Below are 11,443 nucleotides of genomic sequence, written 5' to 3' on the forward strand. Positions count from 1 at the left end.
CCTCCCCGTCCCCCGCGCGACCGGGCGGGGAAGCGCCGCCTCCGCAGGAAGGTGCCGCGCCCTCCCCCGAGGGCGACCAGGCGCCGCGAAATTTAGAGGCGCCTCCGGAGGGTTCGGAGAGATCAGTCCCCGCGCCACAGCCCGAGGTGATCGCGCCCACTCCGGACGCGGACACCGAGCGGCTGCGCATCCAGCCGGGAGACGGGGAGTAAGACCCATGGACCTGACCGCCGACACCACCACCGCCCAAGGCTCCACCGCGACGCCCGACGTGTCCGGCGGCCGCAACGACGCCACCCAGGTCGTCGCCCACGGGCAGGCCTACCTCTGTGGCCGGCCCATCGGGGAGATCCTCCGCGCGCTCGTGCCCGCCCTCACCCCGGAGAAGATCCAGGAGGCGCTCGCCACCCAGCAGGAGAAGGGCGGGCGGCTGGGCGAAGTCCTGGTGGGCATGAAGGCCATCAGCGAGGAGGACGTCGCGCGCGCCCTGGGCCACCAGCTGGACCTGCCCTACCTCCAGCGCATCTTCGTGGAGGAGGTGGACGCGGAGCTGGTCAAGCGCATCCCCATCAACTTCGCCCGCCAGACGCAGCTGCTCCCGCTCGCCCTGGAGGGTGACGAGGTGGTGCTCGCGGTGGCGGATCCGCTGGACACGACGGCGTTGGACCACGCGCGCCTGCTCCTGGGCCAGGCCATCCAGCCCCGCATCGCGCTCGCCTCCACCATCGTGGACGCCATCAACAGCGTGTACGACCGCTCCGTCAACGAGGCCGAAGCGCTCGTGGACGAGATGGAAACCACGGAGGACCTGGACTCGCTGGCGCATGAGCTGGAAGAGCCCAAGGACCTGCTGGACGCGGACGACGAGGCCCCGGTCATCCGCCTGGTGAACTCCGTGCTCTTCCGCGCCGCCAAGGAGCGCGCGAGCGACATCCACATCGAACCCATGGAGCGCGAGCTCCTGGTGCGCTTCCGCATCGACGGCGTGCTCCAGGAGGTCATCAAGCCGCCCAAGCGCTACCAGAACTCCATCATCGCGCGCGTGAAGGTGATGGGGCAGCTCAACATCGCGGAGAAGCGCCTGCCGCAGGACGGCCGCATCCGCATCAAGCTCGCGGGCCGCGACATCGACATCCGTCTGTCCACCACGCCCACGTCCTTTGGCGAGCGCATCGTCATGCGTCTGCTCGACAAGACGGCGACGCTGCTGGACCTGGCGGAGATCGGCATGAGCCAGCAGGTGCTGGGCAACATGCAATCCGTCATCAAGCGCTCGCACGGCATCGTCCTGGTGACGGGCCCCACGGGCTCCGGCAAGACGACCACGCTCTACGGCGCGCTCTCCAAGATCAACACGCCCGACCTCAACATCCTCACCGTCGAGGACCCGGTCGAGTACCAGCTCAAGGGCATTGGCCAGATGGCCATCGCCCCGAAGATTGGCCTCACGTTCGCGCAAGGCCTGCGCTCCTTCCTCCGCCAGGACCCCGACGTCATCATGGTCGGTGAAATCCGAGACAAGGAGACGGCGGAGATCGCCATCCAGGCGTCCCTCACGGGCCACCTGGTGCTCTCCACGGTGCACACCAACGACGCGGCCGGCGCCGTGACGCGACTCGTGGACATGGGCGTGCAGCCCTTCCTCGTGGCGTCGTCGCTCACCGGCATCCTCGCCCAGCGCCTCGTGCGCCGGGTGTGCCCGGACTGCCGCGAGGCCTACACGCCCACGGACGCGGAGCTGCAGGAGCTGGGCTTCACGGTCAAGAGCTTCAAGGAGCGCTTCGGCACGGACCGCATCTACCGCGCGGTGGGCTGCCCGTCCTGCAACCGCAACGGCTACCGCGGCCGCTCCGGCATCTACGAGTTCCTCTTCGTGGACGACGACGTGCGCCAGCTGGTGCTCAAGAACGTGGACGCGTCCACCATCAAGAAGTCCGCGCTCGCCAAGGGCATGATCACGCTCCTGGAAGACGGCGTGCGGAAGATCGCCCTGGGCGAGACGACCATCGCTGAAGTCCTGAGCATCACGCAGGAGGACATCTAGTCCGCCATGCCCGTCTTCGAATACAGAGGCCTCGATTCCCGCGGCAAGCAGAAGAAGGGCTTGCTGGAGGCGGACTCGCCCAAGACGCTGCGCTCCAAGCTGCGCGCGGATGGCATCTTCCTGACCGACGTGCTCGGGCAGGCGGAGGGCAGCCGCGCGGGCGTGTCCAAGGGCGCCAACGCGTCGCTCGTGGCGCGCGACGTGGACCTGCGCAAGCTGGCCGGCGGCCGGGTCAGCACCGAGGACGTCGCCATCCTCACCCGTCAGCTGGCCACGCTGCTGGGCGCGGGCGTCACCATCGTGGACTCGCTCAACGCCCTGGTGGACCAGGCGGAGAAGGAGCGCCTCAAGCGCGCCCTCTCCGACATCAAGCAGCGCGTGAACGAAGGCTCCTCCCTGGCGGACGCGTTCGGCCAGCACCCGAAGATCTTCCCCAGCATCTACATCAACATGGTGCGCGCGGGTGAGGCCTCCGGCGCGCTGGACACCGTGCTGCTGCGCCTGGCGGACTTCACGGAGAACCAGGCCAAGCTGCAGCAGAAGATCATCGGCACCATGCTCTACCCCGCCATCATGATGCTGGTGGGCGGCGGCATCCTGGTGCTGCTGATGGTGTTCGTCGTCCCGAAGGTCACGAAGATCTTCGAAACGATGAAGGCCACCCTGCCCCTGAACACGCGCATCCTCATCGCCGCGTCCAACTTCATGCAGGCGTGGTGGTTCCTGGTGATTCCGTCCATGGTGGCGGGCTTCATCTACTTCATGCGCTGGACGAAGAGCCCCAAGGGCAAGCCCAAGTGGGACCGCTTCACGCTCAAGGCCCCCATCTTCGGCAGCCTCGTGCGCCTGCTGGCCATCTCCCGCTTCGCGCGCACGCTGTCCACGCTGCTCAAGAGCGGCGTGCCCATGCTGGCCGCGCTGGACATCGTCAAGGCGGTGATGACGAACTCGGTGCTGGCGGACGCGGTGGAGAACGCCCGCGAATCCATCCGCGAGGGCGAAAGCATCGCCGCGCCCCTCAAGCGGTCCGGCCAGTTCCCGCCGCTCGTGTACCACATGGTCGCCATCGGTGAGAAATCAGGGCAGCTGGAGGACATGCTGCTGTCGGTGGCGGACTCCTATGAGACGCAGGTGAACGTGCGCATCGGCGCGCTCACCAGCCTCCTGGAGCCCATGCTCATCGTGGTGATGGGCGTGATGATTGCATTCGTCGCACTCAGCATCCTGATGCCGATTCTGCAGGTGAACACGGCCATCCATTAGGAGCAGGGGCGCACGATGAACGACACGCTCGACCGGTGGATCCAGCGCGCCACGCTGATGGGCCTGTTGGCCCTGGCTGCCACGCTGGCGACGGTGGGGGCCACCCTCTACGCCCACCGGGACCCGCCCGCGGCCGCAAGCCCGGGCACGCCTCCCTGACGCAAAGCGCTTCTGACATCCCGACACACCCATGGCGCGGTGGCCTGCCAGAAAGTCACCCGAAGGTGAGTGAAATCATGACGACGACGACGAACGCCAGGAAGCAGCAGCGCCGCAAGAACCGCGGCATGACCCTCATCGAGATCATGGTGGTCATCACCATCCTCGGGCTCATCGCTGCGGCGGTGGGCGTGGCCGTCATCCCGAAGCTGGAAGAGGCCAAGCAGGACACCGCGAAGCTGGACATCCGCAACATCCAGAGCGCGATGAAGCTCTACTACACGAAGAAGGGCTCCTACCCGGACACCGCCACGGGCCTCAAGGCGCTGGTGGACACCAACAACCTGGAGCGCATGCCCATGGACCCCTGGGGCCGTGAGTACGTGTACATGAACGAGGGCGGCAAGCCGGTCATCACCAGCTACGGCGCTGACGGCAACCCGGGCGGCGAAGGCTCCGATGCCGACATCTCCTCCAAGGAACAGAACGCCCGGCAGTAAGGGGCGTTTCCTGAAGCAAAGCCGCGCCTCCCGCGTGTTGTCGTAGGAATGCCCGTGATGACCCCCGAGCACACTTCCTCTCCGACGTCCGCGCGCGAGGCGCGACCCGTTTCCGGCGGGCAGGCCCGCGCCCGCTCGCCGCGCCTGGGCCGGCTGCTGCTCCTGGGCGTCTTCCTGGGTGCCACCCTGCTCGCGTTCGCGCTGGTGTGGGCCACCGAGGACAACTCCCTCACCCCGACGCAGCGTCAGGCGCGCGAGCAGATCCGCCGCCTGGAGGGCCTCTTCAAGGCCCACCACCGGCTGATGGGCTTCTTCCCCACGCAGGCCCAGGGCTTCGCGCCGCTCATCGACTCCAGGGTGCTGGACGCGACGCCCATCGACCCGTGGGGCCACCCATACGTCTACCGCATGGAGGGCAAGACGGGCGCCGTGCTGTCGCTGGGCTCCGACGGCAAGCCCGGCGGCACCGGCGAGGCCGCGGACCTCTTCAGCGGCGGCATCGTGGCACAGGAGGTGCAGCCTTGAAGCCCGCCATGTCCCCACTTCCCGCCCGCCGCCGTCGCGCCCCGCGCGGCCTCACGCTGATTGAAATCTCCATCGCGCTGGCCATCGCGGCGGTGATGTTCGCCGCGGTGACCGTCGGCATCGGCGCCATCACCGGCGCGAAGGCGAAGGGCAGCGCCACGGAGCTCGCGGGCGTCATCCGCTCGCTCTACGACTCGGCGGCGCTCAGCGGCAAGACGTGCCGGCTGGTGTTCGAAATCCCCGACCCGAAGCGCGAGGAGGCCACGCGCTACCACGCGGAATGCGCCGCGGGCGGAGTGACCACCTCGCGCGACCGGGACTCGGCGCTGCGGGACGAGGCGCGCGACCGTGAGCGCACCGCGCGCGAGGGCAACAACGGCGGCGACTCGCGCAAGAACTACACGCGCTCCGAGGGCTCCCAGCCGTCCGCGCAGGAGCTGATGGAAGAGGAGAAGAACCGCATCGAGTCCCAGTCCACGTTCTCCGCGTACACCGCGGAGGAGATCTCCCCCAAGCAGCTTCCGGCGGGCGTGGCGGTGTCGGTGTGGACGCGGCAGCAGCGCGAACCGGTGGAGAGCGGCGTGGCCTATCTCTACTTCTTCCCGCAGGGCTACACGGAGAAGGCCATGGTGTTCCTGCGTCAGGGTGACAACGCCTGGACGCTGGACGTGTCACCCCTGACGGGCAAGGTGTTCATCGCACCCGAGGCCCTGGAGGTGCCCCGCTCATGACAATCCCCACGCGAAGGCGCTCGGGCTTCACCCTGCTGGAGACGATGGTGGCCATGGCCATCCTCAGCGTCGCGCTGATGGCCATCTTCGACCTCAACTCCGGCGCGGTGGCCAACCACGTCTACACCAAGCGGCTCACCGTGGCGGCGCTGCTGGCCCGCTCGAAGATGACGGACCTGGAGCAGAAGCTCTACGACGACGGCTTCGAACAGGACGACGACGAGCAGTCCGGCGACTTCTCCGACGAGGGCTGGCCCCAGTTCAAGTGGCGCGCCCGCGTCATCGCGCCCAAGACGGACGGCGTGACGCCGGACCAGCTCATTGGCGCCATCTTCAACCTGCCCATGGGCGGCGGCGACTCCGGCGACCCGATGGGCGGCCTGGCCAGCCTCTTTGGCGGCGGCGGCGGCGACAGCAAGGGCGGCAGCACGCCTCCGGGCGGCACCACCTCGGCCAGCCCCATGGGCGCGTCCGCCATGAGCATGGCGCAGCCCATGTTCACGCAGATGGTGGACCAGCTCACCAAGTCCGTCCGTGAGGTGCACCTCACGGTGTACTGGAAGGAGGGCACCCAGGTGGAGAGCGTGGACGTGGTGACGCACGTCGTGTCCCTGGGGCCCGGCGGCGACCGCAACGGCGGCTTCACGCCCAACGCGGGCACCACGGCGGGCGCGGAGAACCAGTGGGTGAACCCGCGCACGGGCCAGGTGGTGGACAACCCCATCCCCGGCCCCAACAACCAGATGCTGGACCCGAACACGCGTGAGCCGCTGGTCAACCGGGCGGCCCAGCTCAACCAGCTCAACGGCGCGGGCGGCCCGCAGGGCGGCGGCACGGGCAACACCGGCATCAACCCGCGCGCGCCGGGCGGCATCTTCGGCGGGCGGGGCCTGCCGTCAGGCCTGCCGGGACGAGGAGGCATCCGATGAAGCGGCGCATGCGTGGCTTCACCCTCATGGAGGTCATGGTGGCGGTGGGCATCACCGCCCTCATGGGCACCGTCGTCGCCATGGCCTTCCAGACGGGCATCAACGCCAAGGAGGTCGTGGAGGGCGAGGCGGAGCGCTACCGCATGGTGCGCGTGTCGCTCAACCGCATGGCCCGGGAAGTCGGCTCCGCGTTCGTGAGCGACCGGTACGACGCGCGCCGCTTCCGCGACCAGAACGACCGGCCCACCAACTTCATTGGCGAGCGCGAAAAGCTGACCTTCACGACGTTCGCGCACCAGCGCCTGTACACGGACGTGAAGGAGTCCGACCAGGCGGTGGTGGAGTACTTCGTGGAGAACTCCACCGAGCGCGGCGCACGGCAGCGGCAGGACCTGAAGCGGCGGGTGAACCCCAACGTGGGGGACCGCATGGACCGGGGCGGCACCACGGACGTCCTCTTCGAGGGCGTCAAGGGCGTGGAGTTCGCCTACTGGGATTCAGAGAAGAAGGAGTGGGATGACGAATGGGACACGCGGCGCACGGAGAAGAAGGACATCCTGCCCACGCGCGTGCGCATCACCGTCATCGCCCTGGATGAGTCGGGCAAGGAGGCGCGCTACACCACGCAGACGCGCATCGTGCTCAACACGACCCTGGAGAGGTTCAACTGATGGCCTTCCCCTACTTCCAGCAGGCGTTCCGCCGGCGCGGCAAGGCGCGGACGGCCGTCCCTCCGGCGGCGCCCCCCTCGCCCGCGCAGCGCAAGCACCGGCGCTCGCGCGGCGTGGCGCTCATCATCGCGCTCGTGTCCATCACGCTGCTCACGGTGGTGGCGACGGAGTTCGCCTACAACACCCGCGTGGACCTGCAGCTGGCCGCCAACCAGCGTGACGAAGTGCGCGCCTACTACATGGCCCGCTCCGGCCTGTCGCTGGGGCGGCTGCTCCTGCGCTTCCAGAAGCAGGTGGACGCGACGCCCATCCCCAACCCCGCGAGCCTCCTGAGCTCGCTGACCGGCATGATGGGCGGCGGCGCCCCGGGCGCGGGCGGCGCGGGGGGCGCGGCGGCGTTCCAGCCGCAGTCGCTCAACATCCAGCTCTGGAAGCTGGCCCGGGTGGACTGCCACATGCTCAAGGGGCTGGTGAAGAGCGACGGCGCGGAGGGCGAGGACGGCCGCCCCGTGGAGACGGACCCCGTGCAGGTGGACCCCAACTTCCAGATGGAGGGCGAGGAGGGGGCCGAGGGCGGAGGCGCGGCCACGCAGATGGCGGCGCAGATGCAGCGGCGCTCCTTCGGCGGCTTCGAGGGCTGCTTCCTCGCGACCATCAGCGACGAAGAGGAGAAGCTCAACGTCACGCGCCTCAACGCCACCGGCGGCGCGGAGATGCAGGCCACCGCCGCGCGCATGCTGGACATGTTCTCCGACAAGCGCTTCGAGTTCCTCTGGCAGCAGGACGACGCCAACCACGTCCGCTCCACGCCCCTGGACACCGTCATCGCGCTGAAGGACTGGGCGGACGAGGACACCACCCAGTCCACCCTCAACGTCCGGGACACCAACACCCCCTTCGTCAACGGCTTCGCGGACGAGGGTTCCCCGTACAGCCGCTACGAACCGCGCTATGACGTCAAGAACGCCCGCTTCGACAGCCTGGACGAGCTGTACCGCGTGCATGGCGTCAACGACCGCTTCATGGCGGCCTTCCGCGACCGGCTCACGGTGTACCCGAACGTCAACTCCAAGCCGAACATCAACACCGACGACCCCATCATGCTGGGCCTGGCCATCATGTCCGCGGCGGACCCCAACCGGCCGGATCCGCGCCTGACGGACCCCGTGTTCCTCAACGAGCTCATCAGCCGCATCCGCGCCGCGCGCATGTTCAGCTTCTTCGGCATGTCGGTGGCGGACTTCCTGGGCGTGGTGGAGCAGGCGGGCATCGCGGTCAATCCGCTCATCAAGGGCAACGTCCAGCAGAACCGCTACCTGGGCGACAAGAGCAAGACGTTCACCATCAAGTCCGTGGGAGAAGCGGGCAGCGTCCAGAAGACGCTCACCGCGGTCATCCGCCTGGACGACGGGCTGGGCAAGCTCGTGTATTACAGAGAGGAATAGCATGGCCCGCATTCTTGGCCTGGACCTGGGCAGCCACTCCGTGAAGGGGGTGGTGCTCACCTCCGGAGCGAAAAGCAGCACCACCCAGGCCTACGCGGAGGTGCGCCGCGCGCAGGAAGGCGAGCGCGCGGAGACGCTGCGCGCCGCGGTGGAGGAGCTGCTCGGGAAGATGCCGGATGGGCACGTGGATCAGGTCGTCATCGCCCTGCCCGGCCCGTCCCTCACCACGCACGCGGTGAGCCTGCCCTTCTCTGACAGCAAGCGCGTGGAGGCGACGCTCCCCTTCGAGGTGGGCAGCCAGCTGCCGTTCGACATCTCGGAGGTCGTCTACGACTACCAGGTGGTCGGACAGAAGGACACCGGCGGCAAGGACAAGGCCGCGGACCTGCTGGTGGGCGTGGTGAAGAAGGAGGAGCTCCAGTCGCTGCTGGCGCTCCTGGGCGGCCTGAACCTGGACCCGCGCGTCATCACCCACCCGGCGCTCGCGTACCAGAACCTCTTCACCCAGATGCCCGGCCTCTTCGAGGGCGCGAGTGAGGGGGGCCCGGTGGCGGTGGTGGACATCGGGCATGAGCGCACGTCGGTGGCCATTGGCCAGCCGGGCAAGGGCGTGGAGTTCGCGCGCACCTTCGCGGGCGGCGGGCGAGACCTGACGCGGGCCCTGGCCGCGGAGTTCCAGACGACGCTGCCGGAGGCCCACGCGTGGAAGGAAGCGCATGGCGCGATGGCCAGCGCCGCGCAGGGCCCGGACGGCGAGCGCGCCGCGAACGCGTTCGTGCGCGGCCTGCAGCCGGTGCTGCGTGAGCTGCGTCCGTCCTTCAAGGCCTTCGCCGCGCGCACCCGCCGGCAGGTCGCCGCGGTGGTGCTGTGCGGCGGCACCGCGCGGATGCCGGGCCTGGCCGAGCAGCTGTCCAAGGACCTGAACCTGCCGGTGCGCGTGCTGGCGCTGCCGGCGGACGCGGCCGCGATGGTGGGCCCCAAGGAGACGCCGTCCGCGGCGCAGGCGTACGCGCTGGCCATGCGCGGCAACGCGGCCGGGGTGAGGGCGCCGCGCTTCAACCTGCGCCGGGGTGAGTTCGCCTTCAAGGGCGGCTACGACTACGTGAAGGACCGGATGGGCCTCTTGGCCTCCTTCGCGGTGACGCTGCTGCTGTTGCTCATCGCCTTCGGCGTCGTGCGCAACACGGTGCTGGCGCGGCGCGAGGCGGAGGTGGACGCGGTGCTCTGCAAGACGACCCAGCGCATCCTGGGCACCTGCGAGACGAACTACGACCGCGCGCTCAACATGCTCAAGGGCGTGGAGAGCCCCGCCGCGGCGCTGCCCGCGATGTCCGCGGTGAACCTGCTGGCGGAAGTGACCCAGCGCGTGCCGCCGGAGGTGCCGGTGAAGTTCGACCGCATCCAGGTGGACCTGGACCGCATCATGCTCCAGGGGGAGACGGACAGCTCCAAGCAGATCGACACGCTCTCCGCCGCCTTGAAGGGCCACCGCTGCTTCAAGGACGTGAAGGAGGGCAAGGTGGAGAAGACGCGTGACGGGCAGAAGGTGACCTTCCGCCTGGACGTGCAGGTGCAGTGCCCCGGCGAGAAGCCGGCGGGAGAGACCTGACATGGGAAAGCTTCGAGAACTCTTCGCGCCCCTCCTGACGTGGTTCGAGCGGCTCTCCGACCGCGAGCGCAAGCTGGTGGCGCTGGCCGGCTCCGCGGTGCTGGTGTTCGTGCTCTTCGTCACCCTCTTCAGCTTCGCCAACAGCGCGCAGGGCTACCGCCGGCGCACGCAGGACAAGCTGGCGAAGCTGCAGGAGGTGCAGGCGCTGGCGACGAGCTACGGCCAGGCGCAGGCGGAGCGGCAGAACGTGGAGCAGCAGCTCACCCAGAGCAACGTGCGGCTCATCACGTACATTGAAGACAAGGCCACCGCCGCGGGCCTCACCGTCCCCAACATGACGCCCAAGGGCGACGTGGGCGTGGGGGACGGGAAGATCATCGAAAGCTCCGTGGAGCTGACCTTCACGGACGTGGACCTGCGCAAGCTGACGGACTTCCTGCGCACGGTGGAGACGGGCCCGGGCATCGTGAAGGTGAAGTACCTGCGCGTGGAGCCCCGCCCCGCCACGGACACCCTGACGGCGTGGACGACCGTCGCCACCTACCGGATGAAGCAATAGCCCATGGCCACTGAAACCAAGACCGCCCGCTGGAAGCTGGTGCTGGGCTACGCCGCCTTCGCGGTGGTGGCGTTCATCCTCTGCCTGATGATCACCTTCCCGTACGACGCGGTCCGCTCGCGCCTCGTCACGGAGGCCGCGGCCCAGGGGCTCGCGGTGCGCATTGGCAGCCTGCGTCCGGGCCTGTCCGGCGTCACCGCCACCAACGTGCACGTGAGCAAGCCGCCCACGCCGCTGGGCGCGGAGTCCGTCGCGGCGCTCGCCCGCGGTGAGTCCGGCGGGCTGGGCAAGGATGAGCTGGGCGAGGCGCTCCTGTTCGACAGCGTGGCGCTGCGCCCCTCCCTCTTCCCGCCCGGCGTGGTGGTGAAGATGAAGGGCATGGGCGGCACGGTGAACGTCCACGTGGGCGGCCTGAGCGGCACGACCCTGAACGTGGACGTGGACGGCGTGCAGGCCAGCGGCGGCAACCTGCCGAAGTACACGGGCGTGGACATGGAGGGCACCCTCAACGCGAAGCTCGCGCTCCAGGCGCCGGGGACGATGATGCGCGGCCAGCCGGTGGACTGGTCCCAGGCGTCCGGCACGGTGGCGTTGGACACCCAGGGGCTCACCATCAAGGGCGGCAATGCGGCCATCCCCATGGGTGGCGGCCCCGCGATGCCCATGGCGCTGCCGCGCGTGGTGCTGGGCGAGCTGAAGGGCGACCTCCAGTTCGACAAGGGCCTGGGCACGGTGCGTGACCTGAACCTCAAGAGCGAGGACCTGGAGGGCGCGGGCACCGGCACGGTGAAGCTGGGCCGGCGGCTGGAGTACAGCGAGCTGGCGCTCGACGTGCGGCTGAAGTTCGAGCAGGCCTTCCAGCAGCGGCTGGGCCCCCTGGCGCTCGCGGTGAACATGCTGCCGCAGGACCGGGACAACCCGGGTTGGCGCGGCGGCCGGCTCAGCGGCATGGTGAGCAGCCCCCGCTTCGGCCCCAAGCGGTAGGCGGGCAGAGGGTCGGTTCCGGCC

12 protein-coding genes are annotated in these 11,443 nt (G+C 69.1%); all 12 read left to right on the plus strand.

What is annotated here, in order from left to right; all coding sequences use genetic code 11:
- Positions 1-217: 217 nt before the first annotated feature.
- The 12 genes from gspE to gspN all read left to right on the plus strand — a co-directional run bounded on the left by gspE (position 218) and on the right by gspN (position 11,419).
- Positions 218-2,044, plus strand: coding sequence for a type II secretion system ATPase GspE (gene gspE, locus D7W81_RS34915; protein ID WP_120559711.1), 1,827 nt, complete (start codon positions 218-220; stop codon positions 2,042-2,044).
- Between the two features lie 6 nt (positions 2,045-2,050).
- Complete coding sequence (gene gspF / locus D7W81_RS34920) at positions 2,051-3,307, plus strand: type II secretion system inner membrane protein GspF (RefSeq protein ID WP_120559712.1); 1,257 nt, start codon at positions 2,051-2,053, stop codon at positions 3,305-3,307.
- 15 nt (positions 3,308-3,322) lie between these two features.
- Positions 3,323-3,466 carry a hypothetical protein gene (locus tag D7W81_RS42870; RefSeq protein WP_167508134.1) on the plus strand — a complete coding sequence of 48 codons (144 nt, stop codon included), beginning with the start codon at positions 3,323-3,325 and terminating at the stop codon, positions 3,464-3,466.
- Positions 3,467-3,543: 77 nt separating this feature from the next.
- Complete coding sequence (gene gspG, locus D7W81_RS34925; protein ID WP_120559713.1) at positions 3,544-3,966, plus strand: type II secretion system major pseudopilin GspG; 423 nt, start codon at positions 3,544-3,546, stop codon at positions 3,964-3,966.
- Positions 3,967-4,023: 57 nt separating this feature from the next.
- On the plus strand, positions 4,024-4,491 hold the full coding sequence (locus D7W81_RS34930) for a type II secretion system protein GspG (protein WP_120559714.1): 468 nt from the start codon (positions 4,024-4,026) through the stop codon (positions 4,489-4,491).
- A gap of 8 nt (positions 4,492-4,499) precedes the next feature.
- Positions 4,500-5,222: a pilus assembly FimT family protein gene (locus D7W81_RS34935; protein WP_120559715.1), complete on the plus strand. Its 723-nt coding sequence runs from the start codon at positions 4,500-4,502 to the stop codon at positions 5,220-5,222.
- On the plus strand, positions 5,219-6,151 hold the full coding sequence (locus D7W81_RS34940) for a type IV pilus modification PilV family protein (RefSeq protein ID WP_120559716.1): 933 nt from the start codon (positions 5,219-5,221) through the stop codon (positions 6,149-6,151). Before D7W81_RS34935 ends, D7W81_RS34940 begins: the two co-directional genes overlap by 4 nt.
- A complete protein-coding gene (locus D7W81_RS34945; RefSeq protein WP_120559717.1) occupies positions 6,148-6,822 on the plus strand; it encodes a type II secretion system protein GspJ in 675 nt (224 codons plus the stop codon). The genes D7W81_RS34940 and D7W81_RS34945 overlap by 4 nt, the downstream gene beginning before the upstream one ends.
- The gene (locus tag D7W81_RS34950) at positions 6,822-8,267 is read left to right on the plus strand and encodes a type II secretion system protein GspK (RefSeq protein ID WP_120559718.1); all 1,446 of its coding nucleotides are present in this window, start codon (positions 6,822-6,824) and stop codon (positions 8,265-8,267) included. Before D7W81_RS34945 ends, D7W81_RS34950 begins: the two co-directional genes overlap by 1 nt.
- Before the next feature lies 1 nt (position 8,268).
- A complete protein-coding gene (pilM, locus tag D7W81_RS34955) occupies positions 8,269-9,876 on the plus strand; it encodes a pilus assembly protein PilM (RefSeq protein ID WP_120559719.1) in 1,608 nt (535 codons plus the stop codon).
- 1 nt (position 9,877) lies between these two features.
- On the plus strand, positions 9,878-10,435 hold the full coding sequence (locus D7W81_RS34960) for a type II secretion system protein M (RefSeq protein ID WP_120559720.1): 558 nt from the start codon (positions 9,878-9,880) through the stop codon (positions 10,433-10,435).
- Between the two features lie 3 nt (positions 10,436-10,438).
- Positions 10,439-11,419 carry a type II secretion system protein GspN gene (gene gspN, locus D7W81_RS34965; protein ID WP_120559721.1) on the plus strand — a complete coding sequence of 327 codons (981 nt, stop codon included), beginning with the start codon at positions 10,439-10,441 and terminating at the stop codon, positions 11,417-11,419.
- Positions 11,420-11,443: the final 24 nt, after the last annotated feature.

The organism is Corallococcus aberystwythensis (genome assembly GCF_003612165.1).
Taxonomy (GTDB): Bacteria; Myxococcota; Myxococcia; order Myxococcales; family Myxococcaceae; genus Corallococcus; species Corallococcus aberystwythensis.

Coding starts and splice junctions, on each gene's coding strand:
- gspE (WP_120559711.1), top strand. CDS start 218: ATGGACCTGACCGCCGACACCACCACCGCCCAAGGCTCCACCGCGACG.
- gspF (WP_120559712.1), top strand. CDS start 2,051: ATGCCCGTCTTCGAATACAGAGGCCTCGATTCCCGCGGCAAGCAGAAG.
- D7W81_RS42870 (WP_167508134.1), top strand. CDS start 3,323: ATGAACGACACGCTCGACCGGTGGATCCAGCGCGCCACGCTGATGGGC.
- gspG (WP_120559713.1), top strand. CDS start 3,544: ATGACGACGACGACGAACGCCAGGAAGCAGCAGCGCCGCAAGAACCGC.
- D7W81_RS34930 (WP_120559714.1), top strand. CDS start 4,024: ATGACCCCCGAGCACACTTCCTCTCCGACGTCCGCGCGCGAGGCGCGA.
- D7W81_RS34935 (WP_120559715.1), top strand. CDS start 4,500: ATGTCCCCACTTCCCGCCCGCCGCCGTCGCGCCCCGCGCGGCCTCACG.
- D7W81_RS34940 (WP_120559716.1), top strand. CDS start 5,219: ATGACAATCCCCACGCGAAGGCGCTCGGGCTTCACCCTGCTGGAGACG.
- D7W81_RS34945 (WP_120559717.1), top strand. CDS start 6,148: ATGAAGCGGCGCATGCGTGGCTTCACCCTCATGGAGGTCATGGTGGCG.
- D7W81_RS34950 (WP_120559718.1), top strand. CDS start 6,822: ATGGCCTTCCCCTACTTCCAGCAGGCGTTCCGCCGGCGCGGCAAGGCG.
- pilM (WP_120559719.1), top strand. CDS start 8,269: ATGGCCCGCATTCTTGGCCTGGACCTGGGCAGCCACTCCGTGAAGGGG.
- D7W81_RS34960 (WP_120559720.1), top strand. CDS start 9,878: ATGGGAAAGCTTCGAGAACTCTTCGCGCCCCTCCTGACGTGGTTCGAG.
- gspN (WP_120559721.1), top strand. CDS start 10,439: ATGGCCACTGAAACCAAGACCGCCCGCTGGAAGCTGGTGCTGGGCTAC.